Origin of the sequence: Microbacterium sp. AG157 (assembly GCF_003385695.1) — a bacterium.
Classification (GTDB): Bacteria; Actinomycetota; Actinomycetes; order Actinomycetales; family Microbacteriaceae; genus Microbacterium; species Microbacterium testaceum.
Map to the genome: position 1 here is coordinate 623,853 of NZ_QRDK01000001.1, position 15,371 is coordinate 639,223.

Genomic DNA, 15,371 nt, shown 5'->3' on the forward strand with positions numbered 1-15,371 from the left:
GGCAGCTCGGCGGATCGCCTCGCCGCGCTGCCGACCAGATCACGTGACCTGGACGACATCACCGCCCTTGACGGGTGGGCTCGTCGTCGTCACGTGATCTCGACCGCCAACTCCGACCCCCGACGACAACCACGCAAGGACGCGAACAATGACGAAGCACACCGAAGAAGAGAAGACCTCATCCGGGTTCTGGGTGACCCAGGAGGCCCCGATCGTCTCCGACGACCCGATCCCCACCCCGAAGGCCCCCGCGCCCGACATCCTGCGCTGCGCGTACATGGAGCTGGTGGTCACCGACCTCGCGGCATCCCGGGTCTTCTACGTCGACATCCTGGGACTGCACGTCACCGAAGAGGACGACGAGGCGATCTATCTGCGCTCCACCGAGGAGTTCATCCACCACAACCTGGTGCTCCGCCGGGGCGAGATCGCCGCCGTGGCCGCCTTCTCGTACCGGGTGCGCTCGGCGGAAGACCTCGACAGGGCTGTCGCCTTCTACGAGGAGCTCGGCTGCCACGTCCGCCGCGAGCCGAACGGCTTCACGAAAGGCATCGGCGATTCCGTCCGCGTGGTCGACCCGCTCGGTTTCCCGTACGAGTTCTTCTTCGACACCGAGCACCAGGAGCGCCTCTCGTGGCGCTACGACCTGCACTCCCCCGGTGAGCTCGTTCGCCTCGACCACTTCAACCAGATCACGCCCGACGTCCCCCGCGCGGTGAATTTCATGCAGTCGCTCGGGTTCCGCGTGACCGAGGACATCCAGGACGAAGAGGGCACCGTCTACGCCGCGTGGATGCGCCGCAAGCCCACCGTGCACGACACCGCGATGACCGGCGGCGACGGCCCCCGCATGCACCACGTGTGCTTCGCCACGCACGAGAAGCACAACATCCTCGCCATCTGCGACAAGCTCGGCGCCCTCCGCCGATCCGACGCCATCGAGCGCGGCCCCGGCCGCCACGGCGTCTCGAACGCGTTCTACCTGTACCTGCGCGACCCCGACGGCCACCGCGTCGAGATCTACACGCAGGACTACTACACCGGCGACCCCGACAACCCCGTCATCACCTGGGACGTCCACGACAACCAGCGCCGCGACTGGTGGGGCAACCCCGTGGTCCCCAGCTGGTACACCGAGGGCTCGCTCGTGCTCGACCTCGACGGGAACCCGCAGCCGGTCCGCGCTCGCGAGGACTCGAGCGAGATGGCCGTCACGATCGGAGCCGACGGCTTCAGCTACACCCGTGCTCCGGAGGAGCCGGCATCCGCCCCCTCCGCCGAGTTCAAGCTCGGCAACCAGCTCTGACCGCGCCCGCTCCCCCGACGATGTCCCACTTATGGCTGCCTGAGCGCCCCCCAGCCGACCAGAAGTGGGACACGCTTCGCCAAAAGTGGGACGAGGTTCCGGAGACCGACCAAGGAGAACACATGCTCACCGACGCACAGATCGACGCGATCGCGGCCGAACTCGCCGAGGCCGACCGCGCCCACTCCGTCATCCCGCGCATCACGGCGAGATTCCCGGATGCCACGGTCGACGACGCGTACCGGATCCAGGGCCGCTGGCGCGATACGCAGCTCGCCGGCGGCCGCACGCTCGTCGGGCGCAAGATCGGCCTGACCTCGAAGGCGATGCAGCAGGCGACAGGGATCACGGAGCCCGACTACGGCGTGATGTTCGACGACACCGTCTACCGCTCGGGGGCCGAGATCCCGGTGGACCACTTCTCGAACGTCCGCGTCGAGGTCGAGCTCGCCTTCGTGCTCAAGACGCCGCTCGAAGGCCCCGAGTGCACGCTCGACGACGCCCTCGCCGCGATCGACTACGCCGTCCCCGCGCTCGAGGTCCTGAACTCGCACATCGAACTCGAGGGTCGCACGATCGTCGACACGATCAGCGACAACGCCGCCTACGGCGCCATGGTGCTCGGCGACGTGCACAAGCGTCCCGACGAGATCGACCTGCGCTGGGTTCCCGGCCTGCTGAGCCGTAACGGCGAGATCGAAGAGACCGGCGTCGCCGCGGGCGTCCTCGGCCACCCGGCCACCGGGGTCGCGTGGCTCGCGAACAAATTCCACCAGCACGGCGCGCGCCTGGAGGCGGGCGAGATCATCCTGGCAGGATCGTTCACGCGCCCGATGTGGGTGTCGCGGGGCGATGACGTCCTCTGCGACTACGGACCGATGGGAACGATCTCGTGCCGCTTCGTCTGACCCCGACCTTCCGCGCCGCCCTCGCGGCATCCGATCGTCCCCTGGCCGGGATGTGGCTGTGCACGGGGAATCCCGTCGTCGCGGAGATCGCCGCGGGCTCGGGCCTCGACTGGTTGCTGATCGACATGGAGCACTCCGCGACCTCGATCGAGCAGGTCCTCGGGCAACTGCAGGTGGCGGCGGCCTACCCGGTCACCCCGGTCGTACGCGTGCCGTCGAACGACCCGGTCACGATCAAGCGCGTGCTCGACGTGGGGGCTCAGAACCTCATCGTGCCGATGGTGTCGTCCGCCGCCGAAGCCCGCGCCGCGGTCGCCGCCACCCGCTACCCGCCCGACGGCATCCGGGGAGTGGGCAGCGCCCTGGCCCGCAGCGCCCGCTGGAACCGCGTCGACGGCTACCTCGCCGAAGCCGCCGACCAGGTCTCGCTCACCGTGCAGATCGAGACCGCCGCCGGCGTCGACGCCGCCGCCGACATCGCCGCAGTCGAGGGGGTGGATGCCGTCTTCGTCGGGCCCAGCGACCTCTCGGCGTCGATGGGCTTGCTGGGTCGGCAGACGCATCCCGACGTGGTGGCCGCGGTCCACCGCGTCTTCTCCGCGGTTCGGGATGCCGGCATCCCGGTGGGTGTGAACGCTTTCGACCCCGCGGTGGCCGACTCCTATCTCGACGCGGGAGCGGACTTCGTCGCGGTCGGTGCCGACGTGGCACTTCTCGCCCGGGCGTCCGAGGCGCTGGCGGCGCGGTTCGTCACCGCCCGCGCGCCGCAACGCGACAGCTACTGAGCGCGCGCCGTCCCGAGGGCCGCGAGCTCGGCCCGCGTGGAGACGCCCGCTTTTCGCAGCAGATTCGACACGTGGAACTTCGCGGTGTTCTCGCTGATCCCGAGGCGTTCGGCGATCGCGCGGTTGCGCGAGCCCGCCACGACGAGGCTGAGCACCTCGCTCTCTCGGGGGCTGAGATCCACCGCCTCGTCGAGGAAGTCGGGGCGCGGGGGCGGATCGAGCGGCAGCACGACCGACAGTTCGGAGCCCCAGCCGGGTGTCGAGGCGACGTCGAACGCGCCGTTGAGCGCGCTGACCCGCTCGACGATGGGCCCCAGCGAGTCGTCATGAGCGGTGAGGGTGCCCGCTCCGTCGTCGCGGATACCGATGAGCAGGTTCAGCCCGTCGCAGTCCCATTGGATGCGCACGCGGTGCGGAGTACCCCGGTCGAGCAGGGCGAGCACGGCGCTGCGGACGATCGCCCGGGCCTCGTGCGCGACCTCGCCCGGCAGGGCGCGCCCGGTCGCCGGCGGTTCGACGAACTGCACGTCGAGGTCGCCGTGCCGGACCAGCGGACGGAGGTCGGTGCGCAATCGGGCGAAGGCCCCGGTGACGGGTTCCAGCAGGGCGCTGCGCTGCTGATCGGTGGACGTCCGCAGGACGACGAGAGCGGCGGCCGCGGTCTCCACGGCGAGGGCGCGCGCGGCCCGGTCGTCGAGGCGCGTGGACCGCAGGATCGCCAGCACCGCTTCGAGCGTCAGGGCGTGGCGGTCGGCCTGCTCGGCGACGATGCGTTCGTGCTCGATGACGAGGGCGCGAGACGCGGGGGACGACAACTCGGCGGACGGCTTCACCCGCCCAAACCTAGTCCAGGGATGGCAACCTACCCGATCGGGTAGGTCGACCTGTGCCGTCGACCGGCCACGCGCTCCGCTCCCCCGGCGAAGCATGGAGCCATGACCTCCTCCGACGCCGGCATCGCGGCATCCCTCTCCCGCATCTCGGGTGAGCTGATCTCGGTCGTCGACCGCCTCGCGACCGGCGAAGCCCCGGACGACGTGCTCGAGGTGCTGGGCGGTGCCGACCGCGTGTTCGTCCTCGGCGCCGGCCGCTCGGGCCTCGCCCTGCAGATGACGGCGATGCGCCTCATGCACCTCGGCCTCGCGGTTCACGTCGTCGGCGAGACCACCGCACCCGCGATCCGCGCCGGCGACGTGCTGTTCACCGCCAGCGGCTCGGGGACGACGACCGGAATCGTCCGCGCCGTCGAGACGGCCGCCGAGGTCGGCGCACGCATCGTGGCGATCACCACCGCGCCCGACTCACCCCTCGGACGGGCGGCGGACGCCGTCGTCGTGGTGCCCGCCGCGACCAAGCTCGACCGCTCGGGCACAGCCTCCACCCAATACGCCGGCGGCCTGTTCGAGCAGGCCGTCGTGCTCGTCGGCGACGCGATCTTCGACGCGCTCTGGCAGCGCTCGGGCCTCTCGTCCGACGACCTGTGGCCCCGCCACGCGAATCTCGAATGACCCTCCACCCCGACAGTTAGGACCCCCGAATGAAGCTGCAGTTCGCCATGGACACCCTCACCACCGAGGCCGCCCTCGACCTCGCCGCCGCCGCGGCGCCGCACGTCGACATCCTCGAGCTCGGCACGCCCCTCATCAAGAGCGAGGGCCTGTCGGCCATCACCGCCATCAAGAAGGCGCACCCCGACAAGATCGTCTTCGCCGATCTGAAGACGATGGATGCCGGTGAGCTCGAGGCCGACATCGCCTTCGGCGCCGGAGCAGACCTCGTGACGGTGCTCGGCAGCGCCGGGGACAGCACGATCGTCGGAGCGGTCACCGCCGCCAAGAAGCACGGCAAGGGCGTGGTCGTCGACCTCATCGGGGTCGCCGACAAGCCGGCCCGCGCGAAGGAGGTCATCGCCCTCGGCGTCGAGTTCGTCGAGATGCACGCCGGACTCGACGAGCAGGCCGAGGAGGGCTTCACCTTCACCACGCTGCTGCGCGACGGAGAAGCCTCGGGCGTGCCGTTCTCGGTCGCCGGGGGCGTCAACGCGTCGAGCATCGCCGACGTGCAGAAGGCGGGCGCCCAGGTCGCCGTCGCCGGCAGCGCCATCTACAGCGCTCCCGATGTGGGCGCCGCCGCCGCCGCGCTCCGTGCCGCGATCGTCTGAGAGCCGCCGACATCCTCGAATCGACGACGGGCTGGGCGATCACCGGCCCGGCCCGTCGTCGTGTCGAGGGCCAGTCCTCGTTCTCGTGCTCGCGATCCCGAGCGACCGGTCTAGCGTGGAGCGGTGACGACTTTTCCGACTCTCAGGGCTCTCGCCGATCGCGCCTCGTTCTTCACCGCGCTCCGCCAGGACGCACTGGGCCAGGCGGCGGAACAGCTCGGCGACCACCGGTGGGACGTCGACCTCGCGACGGGGACGTTCGCGTTCTCGTCGACCACCGACCCGACCCGACGTTTCGTCTGCGGCGCGCACCTCATCGCGTCGATCGCCCCCGGTCCCCGCTCCGTGCTGTGGGGGTGGGCGCACCCCGCGGGAGGCGGCGATCAGGGTGTGGCCGCGCAGCTCCGCGCCTACGGCGAGGCCCACGGGATCGCCGAGCTCACCTCACCCGAGGTGCCGTTCCCCGCAGACGCCCCGGGCGACGCCGACTGGATCACTCAGGTCTCGCACGAGATCGCCGGAGCCGCCGTCGACATCACCGGCCGCTCGGCGTATTACTCCGCACCCTCGGGCGAATCCGGCACACGCGCGGTGCTGCTTCTCGATGCCCCGCTGCCCGCGCCGACCGTCGCCGAGGCGATGATCCGGATGCCGCGCATCATGTCGACCACGACGCCCGCCGATCCGCGCGCGGCCGTGTGGAACCTCGCGCGCTTGGCCGGGTGGACCATGACGTGGACCGACGACGCCTTCTCGGGCGCCGTCGTCACCGATTCCTCCGGCTCGGTCACCTTCGGCTTCGACGAGCAGGCGCGGGTCACGTCGATGAAGGCTTCCCTCGCCGGTACTGCCTGAGAACGCGAAAGGGCCGCGCCGGTACGGCGCGACCCTTTCGAACGGGAGTCAGTCCTCGTCGGCGTCGTCGTCTTCCTCGTCGTCGTCACCGATGATCTCGATGTCTTCGACCTCGAGCTCGGGCGTGAGCTGAACGTGCACGAGAGCATCGGGGAACGACGTCTGACCGGCGAACACCACGATGATCGCGTCGGCGAACACACCCACGCCGATGGCCTCGAGGTCGGTACGCAGGTCGACGTCGGCATCGAGCTCGTCGTCGTCGAGGGCGTCCTCGATGTCGCTCGAGATCTCCTCGACGATCGCGCGCCAGCGCTCCTCACCGACCGAGAGCACGTCTTTGAGGTTGCTCATGATCGCGTCGAGATCCGGCTCTTCGTCTTCGTCGATCTCGGGGTCGAGGTCGACCTCCACCTCGACGCCGGCGGCATCGAGGTGTCCGGACCCGATGACGCTGTCTTCGTCGATCTGGGCGTCTTCGAGCAGGCCGCTCTCGGTGACGCGGCGGAGGAGGTCGTTCAACACGGACTCAGTCATGAGAAAACCTTGCCACGTCGCGGGCACGCGCGCCTCCCCATTGCGCGCGACGCTCCGTCTGTTCAACCGGCGGCAGGCCGCGGTTCACCGTCAGGCGGCGGTCGCGCGCTCCGCGGCCTCGACGACGTTGGTCATCAGCAGGGCGACCGTCATGGGGCCGACTCCGCCCGGGTTGGGCGAGACGAAGCCGGCGACCTCGGCGACGTCGGGGTGCACGTCGCCATAGACGCGCGACTTCCCGGTCTCGGGATCGGTCTCGCGCGTGACACCCACGTCGAGCACCGCGGCGCCCGGCTTGACGTCGGCGGCGCGCACGATGTGCTTGACGCCCGCGGCGGCGACGATGACGTCGGCCTCGCGCAGGTGCTTCGCGAGGTCGGCGGTGCCGGTGTGGGTGAGGGTCACCGTCGCGTTGATCTCGCGGCGCGTCAGGAGCAGCCCGATCGAGCGACCGATCGTCACGCCGCGGCCGACGACGACGACCTCCTTGCCCTTCAGGTCGTAGTCGTTGCGCAGCAGCAGCTCGATGACCCCGCGCGGCGTGCAGGGAAGCGGCGTGTGGATCGGCGCATTGACGTTGAGCACGAGACGGCCGAGGTTGGTGGGGTGGAGGCCATCGGCATCCTTCGCCGGATCGATCCGCTCGAGGATCGCGTCGGTGTCGAGGTGCTTCGGCAGCGGCAGCTGCACGATGTAGCCGTGGCACGCGGGGTCGGCGTTGAGGCGGTCGATGACCGCTTCGACCTCGTCCTGGGTCGCCTCGGCCGGCAGCTCGACCTGGATCGAGTTCATGCCGATCGCCTCGGACTGCTTGTGCTTCATGCCGACGTACAGCTGCGACGCCGGGTCGGCACCGACGAGGACCGTCGCGATGCCCGGGACGACGCCCCTCTCGCGGAGCGCTGCGACGCGCTCGGCGAGCTCCGCCTTGATCGCCGCCGACGCGGCCTTACCGTCGAGGATCGTCGCCGTCATGGCATCCCTCTTTCTTGAGTATCGATCGGGGTCGTGCGGGCGAGGAATCGCACGCATAAACGCTGTTCGGTCGCAGAAACGCGCTCTCCCCGCGTTTATGTGCGCGAATCGCGTTTATGCGGGGGTGGGGCGGGCCGGGCACCGGTCCGACACCGCCGGGTCGTCGCCGCGGGCGCCCCGGCCCGGTGAGATCCGCTGTCACGCATAAACGCTCCTCGGTCGCATAAACGCTCACTCCCCGCGTTTATGTGCGCGAATCGCGTTTATGCGGGGAGGGGGCCGGCCGGGCTCGGCGCCCGACGTCGCGATGATGGCCGGTGGATGCCGAGGCCCGCCCCGGTGAGGACGGACGGGCCGGATGCCGGGACGGGGCCGCACGCGCGACGCCCGCCCCGGCCGGACTCACTGCTGCAGGTCGGGGTAGAGCGGGAAGGCCTCGGCGAGCTTCGCCACACGCGCGCGCAGGGCCTCGACGTCGGCGCCGGGGATCAGCGCGAGCGCGATGATGTCGGCCACCTCGGTGAACTCGGTGTCGCCGAAGCCACGGGTCGCGAGCGCGGGGGTGCCGATGCGCAGGCCCGAGGTCACCATCGGCGGACGGGGGTCGTTCGGCACGGCGTTGCGGTTGACCGTGATGTGGATGTCGTGCAGCAGGTCTTCGGCCTGCTTGCCGTCGATCTCGGCTTCGCGCAGGTCGACGAGCACGAGGTGCACGTCGGTGCCGCCCGAGCGCACGGCGATGCCGGCGTTCTTGACGTCGTCCTGCGTGAGGCGGTCGGCGAGGATCGAGGCCCCGCGCAGGGTGCGCTCCTGGCGCTCCTTGAACTCCGGCGTGAGAGCCAGCTTGAACGCCGTCGCCTTGGCGGCGATGACGTGCATGAGCGGACCGCCCTGCTGGCCGGGGAAGACCGCGGTGTTGATCTTCTTGGCGAGGTCGGCGTCGTTGGTCAGGATGAGGCCCGAGCGGGGACCGCCGATCGTCTTGTGCACGGTGGTCGACACGACGTGCGCGTGCGGGATGGGTGAGGGGTGCACGCCCGCGGCGACGAGGCCGGCGAAGTGCGCCATGTCGACCCAGAGAAGGGCCCCGACCTCGTCGGCGATCGCGCGGAAGGCGGCGAAGTCGAGCTGGCGCGGGTAGGCCGACCAGCCGGCGATGATGACCTTCGGCTTGTGCTCGAGGGCGAGGCGGCGCACCTCGTCCATGTCGATGATGCTGGTCTCGGGGTCGACGCCGTAGGCGACGATGTCGTACAGGCGGCCCGAGAAGTTGATCTTCATGCCGTGGGTCAGGTGACCGCCCTGGTCGAGGGCGAGACCGAGCAGCGTGTCGCCGGGGCGGGCGATCGCGTGCAGCACGGCGGCGTTGGCCGAGGCGCCGGAGTGCGGCTGGACGTTGGCGAACTCGGCACCGAACAGGGTCTTCGCCCGCTCGATCGCGAGCGACTCGGCGACGTCGACCTCTTCGCAGCCGCCGTAGTAGCGACGTCCGGGGTAGCCCTCGGCGTACTTGTTGGTCAGCACCGAGCCCTGCGACTGCAGCACCGACACGGGCACGAAGTTCTCGGAGGCGATCATCTCGAGGAACCCGCGCTGGCGGTTGAGCTCGCGCTCGAGGACCTCGGCGATCTCGGGGTCGACCTCGGAGAGGGGGGCGTTGAAGTACGGATCGGTCATGCGATCTCCTTGACGATGGTTCCGGATGCCGCGGGCTCGGCGAGCCCGCGTAGATACCGCATCGACCCAGGCGTGCGGTCGAATACCGTCAAGCGGTCGCTCCCCGGTGGTTCCCCACCTCAACGCCAGTCGCGACGGTGCCACTTTAGCGGGTAAACCCTTCGCGGCTCCGCGTATCTCGGCATCCACCGTTCCTCCACAGGAACTCCCCGCCCGCGCGGTCGACTCGACGCCGAGGCATTGCGGATGCCGGAGCCCGGGGCCCGCGTAAAATGAGGGAGTGACCGACTCCCGCAACGTCCGCGCCCAGGCGCCCCTCGCTCCCGGCATGCGCCCCCGGCCGTCGGCGCTGGAGATCGCGAGCGTCGTCTGCGGCCTGTTCGCCTTCGTGACGCTGGCCATCTGGGGCTTCCTCGCCTGGCCGTTCCCCGGGAACATCGTCGCCGGCATCGGCGCCCCGGCGCTCGCGATCCTCGTGTGGGCTCTCTTCGTCTCGCCGCGGGCCGTGCTCGCCGTGCACCCCTTCGTGCGGGCGCTCGTCGAGCTGTTCGTCTACGCCGCCGCCACCGTCGCGTGGTGGAGCATGGGCCAGGCCTGGATCGGCCTGATCTTCGCGATCGTCGCCGTCGTCCTCGGCGCGCTGAACGGCCGACGGCGCCTGGCATGACGGCGGACGAGACGGCGCACTCTACGCCGTCCGTGCGCCCCCGGAGCGCGGCCGACCAGACTCTCGCGCTGCTCCGAGCAGACCTCGGCCCGCGCGTCGACACCAACCCCACCGCCCTCGAGGCGGCCCGCGCCGACAAGTCGGGACATGCGGCCGAGGGCACCCCGCTCGCCGTCGTTCACGCGGTATCCGTCGCCGACGTCCAGACGGTGATGCGCATCGCCACCGCCACCCGCACCCCGGTCGTCCCCCGCGGAGCCGGCACCGGACTCGCGGGCGGAGCCAACACCGGCGGCGGCGAGATCAGCCTCTCGGTGCGCGGCATGGACCGCGTGCTCGAGGTCCGCCCCGACGACCTGTTGGCCGTGGTCGAACCCGGCATCCTGAACGCCGAACTCAATGCCCTGCTCGAACCGCACGGCGTGTGGTGGGCCCCCGATCCCGCGAGCCGGGCCATCTCGACGGTCGGCGGCAACATCGCCACGGGCGCCGGTGGCCTGCTCTGCGCGAAGTACGGCGTCGTGCGCGATGCGGTACTGGGCGTCGACGTCGTCCTCGCCGACGGGCGCCTCATGCACTTCGGCCACCGGAGCGTCAAGGGCGTCACCGGACTCGACCTCACCTCCCTCATCATCGGATCCGAGGGGACCCTCGGGGTCGTCGTGGGCGCCACCCTCAAGCTCCGCCGCCTCGTCGAGGGCGAGCGCGTCACCCTCACGGCGCTGTTCGACGGTGTCCGCGCCGCTGCCGTCGCATCCGCCGCGGTCACGGCCTCGGGGGTGCAGCCCGCGATCATGGAGCTGATGGATGCCACGAGCCTCGCGGCCGCGCACCGCCTGCTGTCTCTTCCGGCACCTCCCGAGGGCGCTGCGCAGCTGACCATCCAGACCGACGGCCCCGTCGCCGCCGACGAGGCGTCCGCGATCGCCGAGATCCTGCGCGAGGCGGGCGGCGCCGTCGCCGTGGCCGCGGACGCCGCCGAGGGCGAGGCGCTGCTGGCCGTCCGCCGCGCGATGCATCCCGCGATGGAGACGCTCGGCACGACCCTCATCGAGGACGTCTCGGTCCCCCGCAGCGCTCTGCCCGCCATGTTCGACGAGATCGCCCGGATCGAGCGGGAGTTCGGACTCGTCATCCCCGCCGTCGCGCACGCCGGCGACGGCAACCTGCACCCGAACTTCGTCTTCGAGGGCCCCGAGGTGCCGCCCGTGGTCTGGGAGGCGGCCGAAGAACTGTTCCGCGCCGCCCTCGCGCTCGGCGGAACCCTCACCGGGGAGCACGGGATCGGCGTGCTGAAGCGGCGCTGGTTGATCGACGAGCTGGGCGACGACCAGTGGAAGCTGCAACGCGACATCGCGCACGCCTTCGACCCGCTCGGCATCCTGAACCCGGGCAAGGTCTTCGGCCCCTGACCTCCGCGTCGTTCTCGGCCGTTATGGCCGCGTCGCGCCATCGACGTGATCAGACCGTGATATTGCTCAGGGCGTATGCGCAACATCCACTCGTAGCATAGGAAGACTGACTATCGGGGGGTTTGACTCATGACCGACGGCGCACCTGGCACCGACGGCGCAACCTACGCCTGGGCACCGCCCGAGCCGACGAAGCGCAAGAACCGTTCCGGCCTCTGGATCGGCATCCCCGCCGGCGCGACGGCCGTGGCTCTCATCGCCGCCTCGCTCGTGCTGATCGCTCCCGGAGCCTCGGTCGCGGGCGTGCAGATCGGCGGTCTCACCGCCGGTGCCGCCGCCCAGGCGATCTCGAACCGCCTGGCCGAGACCGCCATCACCGTCGACTCCCCCGCCGGCGCTGTCACCGTCACGGGAGCCGACCTCGGCGCGACCGTCGACGCAGCCGCCCTCGCCGACAAGGCCTTCGCCGACAACCCCATGTGGAAGCCCGCTTCGTGGTTCCCCGAGGGCACCGGCGTGCAGGTGCAGGTGAACGCCGACGAGGCCGCCACCGCGCTGAAGAACCGCGCCCCCGGCACCTACCGTGCGCCCGTCGACGCCTCCATCGCGTACGACGCGGGCTCGCAGGCGTACGTCGCCACCCCCGCCGAAGCCGGCGAAGGCATCGACGTCGCCGCCGTGACCGCGGCCCTGCAGTCCGCGTTCGACGCGGGTCAGAGCAGCGCGACCGTCACCGCGAGCCTCGTGCCCGTCGACGCCCCCGTCTCGACCGATGAGGCCGGCGCCGCCGTCGCCACGCTCAACGGCATCCTCGACTCGGTCGGCTTCTACGTCGGCGAAGAGCGCACCGTCCCCGTCGACCGCGCCACCGCCGCCTCGTGGCTCACCGTCACCCCCGACGGCAAGGGCGACTTCGCCATCTCGGCCGACACCGCCGCGATCCAATCCGCCGTCGCGGGCCTGCCCGGGGCTGTCGACCGCGCCCCCGTCAACGCCGACGTGATCGTCGACACTGGCGGAGAAGTCATCAAGGCCCTCACCGAGGGCCAGACCGGCCGCGCGCTCGGCGACACCAGCGGAGTGGCCGCAGCCTTCGCGAAGCAGCTCGCCGAAGGCAACGGGCGGTACGCCCTCCCCGTCACCGAGACGGCGTTCGACACCACCAAGACCGAGCGCCGCATCGACGTCAACCTCAGCACGCAGACCACGACGCTCTGGCAGAACGGCGAGGTGTACCGCACGTACACGATCTCGTCGGGCGCGGGCGACCACGCGACCCACACCGGCAATTTCCGTATCGGCTGGAAGACCCCGATGCAGGACATGGGCTGCGTTCCCGGGTACGACTACTGCACCAAGGACGTGCCCTGGGTCGCGTACTTCAACGGCGACGAGGGTTTCCACGGAACCTACTGGCACAACAACTTCGGAACGCCGATGAGCCACGGCTGCATCAACATGACGATCCCGCAGGCCAAAGAGCTGTACGACTGGGCCTACCGCGGCACCGAGGTCTCGGTCCACTACTGAGCCCGGGTCCCCAAGAGGGGCGGATGCCGATCGGCATCCGCCCCTCTTCGTTTCCCCCGGTGCGTCTCGTACCTGCGTGAGCGGCCCGGCTCCCGGGGCGCCCGTGGCGCGTGAGGGGCCAAGAATCGTCGCCTGGGGCCGGGCCGGGCGACGATTTCTGGCCACTCACGCGAACGGAAGAGGGGCGGATGCCAACGGCATCCGCCCCTCTTCCGTTCTCAGGCTCAGCGCAGGGCGTCGACCACGGCGTTCAGCGTGGCCGAGGGGCGCATGACCTTCTCGACGAGCTCCGCGTTCGGTCGGTAGTACCCGCCGATCTCGGCGTGGTGCCCCTGGACGGCGTTGAGCTCGGCGACGATCGTCTGCTCCGACGTTTCCAGCTTCTCGGCGACCGGGGCGAACACCCGGGCCAGGTCGGCGTCCGTCGACTGCTGCGCCAGCTCCTGCGCCCAGTACAGGGCGAGGTAGAAGTGGCTGCCGCGGTTGTCGATCGTGCCGAGGGCACGGCCGGGCGACTTGTCGTTCTCGAGGAACGTGCCGGTCGCGGCGTCGAGGGTCTGCGCGAGCACGCGGGCGCGCTCGTTGCCCGTGGTGTCGGCGAGGTGCTCGAGCGAGGCCGCGAGGGCGAAGAACTCACCCAGCGAATCCCAGCGGAGGTAGTCCTCCTCGACGAGCTGCTGCACGTGCTTGGGAGCCGAGCCGCCGGCGCCGGTCTCGAACAGGCCGCCGCCCGCGAGCAGCGGAACGATCGAGAGCATCTTGGCGCTCGTGCCCACCTCGAGGATCGGGAACAGGTCGGTCAGATAGTCGCGCAGCACGTTGCCGGTGACCGAGATGGTGTCCTCTCCGCGGCGGATGCGCTCGAGCGAGTAGGTCGTCGCTGCGGCCGGCGCGAGGATCTCGATCGTGAGACCCTCGGTGTCGTGGTCGGCGAGGTACTCGTGCACCTTGGCGATGAGGTTGCGGTCGTGCGCGCGGGTCTCATCGAGCCAGAACACGGCGGGAACGCCGGCGGCGCGGGCGCGCGTGACGGCGAGCTTCACCCAGTCGCGGACCGCGACGTCCTTCGTCTGGGTCGCGCGCCAGACGTCGCCGGCGTCGACCTCGTGCTCGAGCAGCACGTCGCCGTTCGAGGCGACGACCTGGACGCGGCCGGGGGCCGGGATCTCGAACGTCTTGTCGTGGCTGCCGTACTCCTCGGCCGCCTGCGCCATGAGGCCCACGTTGGGGACCGAACCGATGGTGGCCGGGTCGAGCGGGCCGTTCGCGATGACGTCGTCGATGGTCGCCTGATACACACCGGCGTACGACGAGTCGGGGATGACGGCGAGGGTGTCGTCCTCTCCCCCGTCGGTACCCCACAGCTTGCCGCCGTTGCGGATGAGCGCGGGCATCGAGGCATCAACGATGACGTCGGAGGGCACGTGCAGGTTCGTGATGCCCTTGTCGCTGTTGACATACGACAGACGGGGCCCGGATGCCAGGGCCTCACGGATCTCGGAGGCGATGGCGTCGCCGCCCTCGACGTTCGACAGACCGGCGAGGATCGAGCCGAGGCCGTCGTTGGGGGTGAGCCCCGCCGCCGCGAGAGCGTCGCCGTGACGGTCGAAGACGTCGGCGAAGAACGCCTTCACCACGTGACCGAAGATGATCGGGTCGCTGACCTTCATCATCGTGGCCTTCAGGTGCACCGAGTAGAGCACGTCGTCGGCCTTCGCCTGCGCCAGCGTGTCGGCGAGGAACGCGTCGAGGGCCGCGGCCGAGAGGAACGTGGCATCCACGATCTCGCCCTGGAGGACTTTCAGCCCCTCCTTGAGCGTCTTCGTGGTGCCGTCGGCGGCCACGTGCTGGATCGTGAGCACGTCGTCGTCGGCGAGGACGACCGACTTCTCGTTCGAGCGGAAGTCGTCGTGACCGAGCGTGGCGACACGGGTCTTCGAGCCCTCGGCGAACGCCTTGTTGCGGTGCGGGTGCTTCTTGGCGTAGTTCTTCACCGCGAGCGGGGCGCGGCGGTCGCTGTTGCCCTCGCGCAGCACGGGGTTCACGGCGGAGCCCTTGATGCGGTCGTAGCGGGCGCGCACGTCTTTGTCTTCGACGCTCGACGCCTCGTCCGGGTAGTCCGGGATGTCGTAGCCCTGCGACTGGAGCTCGGCGATCGCGGCCTTCAGCTGCGGGATGGATGCCGAGATGTTCGGCAGCTTGATGATGTTCGCTTCGGGGAGCGTGGCGAGCCCGCCGAGCTCGGCGAGAGCGTCGCCGACCTGCTGCTCGGGCGTGAGGCGCTGCGGGAAGGCCGCGAGGATGCGGCCGGCGAGCGAGATGTCGCGGGTTTCGACGTCGACACCCGCCTGCTTGGTGACGGCCTGCACGATGGGCAGGAACGACGCGGTGGCGAGAGCCGGCGCCTCGTCGGTGTACGTGTAAATGATGGTGGAATCGGGCACGTCAGATCTCTCCGTAGAGGCGGCCAGGGTTGCGTTTCAGCCTATCGCACGTGGGCAAAGTCTCTTGATGTCGAGATAGTTCTCGGCATCCCTCCGCCGTCTGGAGAGGATTTC

At 70.3% G+C, this 15,371-nt stretch carries 14 protein-coding genes and 1 riboswitch; of the genes, 9 read left to right on the top strand and 5 right to left on the bottom strand.

All coding sequences use genetic code 11. The features are described 5' to 3' along the window. Window positions 1-148 precede the first annotated feature (148 nt). The 3 genes from hpaD (at window position 149) to DEU35_RS02970 (ending at window position 2,999) form a co-directional block, all read left to right on the top strand. On the top strand, window positions 149-1,306 hold the full coding sequence (gene hpaD, locus DEU35_RS02960; protein ID WP_116238562.1) for a 3,4-dihydroxyphenylacetate 2,3-dioxygenase: 1,158 nt from the start codon (window positions 149-151) through the stop codon (window positions 1,304-1,306). 122 nt (window positions 1,307-1,428) lie between these two features. Next, window positions 1,429-2,214 carry a fumarylacetoacetate hydrolase family protein gene (locus DEU35_RS02965; RefSeq protein WP_116238563.1) on the top strand — a complete coding sequence of 262 codons (786 nt, stop codon included), beginning with the start codon at window positions 1,429-1,431 and terminating at the stop codon, window positions 2,212-2,214. Continuing rightward, window positions 2,199-2,999 (top strand): HpcH/HpaI aldolase/citrate lyase family protein, encoded by an 801-nt coding sequence (locus DEU35_RS02970; protein ID WP_103206588.1) that lies wholly within the window; start codon window positions 2,199-2,201, stop codon window positions 2,997-2,999. The genes DEU35_RS02965 and DEU35_RS02970 overlap by 16 nt, the downstream gene beginning before the upstream one ends. Here the strand turns inward: DEU35_RS02970 and DEU35_RS02975 are convergent. After that, complete coding sequence (locus DEU35_RS02975; protein ID WP_258027860.1) at window positions 2,993-3,832, bottom strand: helix-turn-helix transcriptional regulator; 840 nt, start codon at window positions 3,830-3,832, stop codon at window positions 2,993-2,995. The two genes, DEU35_RS02970 and DEU35_RS02975, sit on opposite strands and share 7 nt — an antisense overlap. Window positions 3,833-3,934: 102 nt before the next feature. Between DEU35_RS02975 and hxlB the strand changes: the two genes are divergently transcribed. The 3 genes from hxlB (at window position 3,935) to DEU35_RS02990 (ending at window position 6,015) form a co-directional block, all read left to right on the top strand. Further along, entirely contained in the window at window positions 3,935-4,507 is a 573-nt protein-coding gene (gene hxlB / locus DEU35_RS02980; RefSeq protein ID WP_116238565.1) for a 6-phospho-3-hexuloisomerase, read from the top strand. A gap of 29 nt (window positions 4,508-4,536) precedes the next feature. Continuing rightward, window positions 4,537-5,160, top strand: coding sequence for a 3-hexulose-6-phosphate synthase (gene hxlA / locus DEU35_RS02985; protein ID WP_103206591.1), 624 nt, complete (start codon window positions 4,537-4,539; stop codon window positions 5,158-5,160). 123 nt (window positions 5,161-5,283) lie between these two features. Next, window positions 5,284-6,015 (top strand): DUF6882 domain-containing protein, encoded by a 732-nt coding sequence (locus DEU35_RS02990; protein ID WP_103206592.1) that lies wholly within the window; start codon window positions 5,284-5,286, stop codon window positions 6,013-6,015. A gap of 48 nt (window positions 6,016-6,063) precedes the next feature. Here DEU35_RS02990 and DEU35_RS02995 read toward each other — a convergent pair whose 3' ends face one another. From DEU35_RS02995 to glyA, 3 genes are all read right to left on the bottom strand, one after another. Next, window positions 6,064-6,552 carry a cytochrome C5 gene (locus DEU35_RS02995; protein WP_116238566.1) on the bottom strand — a complete coding sequence of 163 codons (489 nt, stop codon included), beginning with the start codon at window positions 6,550-6,552 and terminating at the stop codon, window positions 6,064-6,066. A gap of 90 nt (window positions 6,553-6,642) precedes the next feature. After that, complete coding sequence (locus DEU35_RS03000) at window positions 6,643-7,527, bottom strand: bifunctional methylenetetrahydrofolate dehydrogenase/methenyltetrahydrofolate cyclohydrolase (protein ID WP_116238567.1); 885 nt, start codon at window positions 7,525-7,527, stop codon at window positions 6,643-6,645. A 402-nt stretch (window positions 7,528-7,929) separates the two neighbouring features. Further along, window positions 7,930-9,204 (bottom strand): serine hydroxymethyltransferase, encoded by a 1,275-nt coding sequence (glyA, locus tag DEU35_RS03005; protein WP_103206595.1) that lies wholly within the window; start codon window positions 9,202-9,204, stop codon window positions 7,930-7,932. Window positions 9,205-9,261: 57 nt separating this feature from the next. Beyond that, a riboswitch (ZMP/ZTP riboswitch) is annotated at window positions 9,262-9,347 on the bottom strand. Window positions 9,348-9,484: 137 nt separating this feature from the next. On the opposite strand from glyA, the gene DEU35_RS03010 reads away from it, so the two are divergent. The 3 genes from DEU35_RS03010 to DEU35_RS03020 all read left to right on the top strand — a co-directional run bounded on the left by DEU35_RS03010 (window position 9,485) and on the right by DEU35_RS03020 (window position 12,813). Continuing rightward, the gene (locus DEU35_RS03010; protein ID WP_246077934.1) at window positions 9,485-9,871 is read left to right on the top strand and encodes a YrdB family protein; all 387 of its coding nucleotides are present in this window, start codon (window positions 9,485-9,487) and stop codon (window positions 9,869-9,871) included. Further along, the gene (locus DEU35_RS03015; RefSeq protein ID WP_116238568.1) at window positions 9,868-11,283 is read left to right on the top strand and encodes an FAD-binding oxidoreductase; all 1,416 of its coding nucleotides are present in this window, start codon (window positions 9,868-9,870) and stop codon (window positions 11,281-11,283) included. Before DEU35_RS03010 ends, DEU35_RS03015 begins: the two co-directional genes overlap by 4 nt. 129 nt (window positions 11,284-11,412) lie before the next feature. After that, on the top strand, window positions 11,413-12,813 hold the full coding sequence (locus DEU35_RS03020; RefSeq protein WP_103206597.1) for a L,D-transpeptidase family protein: 1,401 nt from the start codon (window positions 11,413-11,415) through the stop codon (window positions 12,811-12,813). 224 nt (window positions 12,814-13,037) lie between these two features. On the opposite strand, the gene DEU35_RS03025 is transcribed toward DEU35_RS03020, so the two are convergent. Beyond that, window positions 13,038-15,257 (bottom strand): NADP-dependent isocitrate dehydrogenase, encoded by a 2,220-nt coding sequence (locus DEU35_RS03025; RefSeq protein ID WP_116238569.1) that lies wholly within the window; start codon window positions 15,255-15,257, stop codon window positions 13,038-13,040. Between the last annotated feature and the right edge of the window lie 114 nt (window positions 15,258-15,371).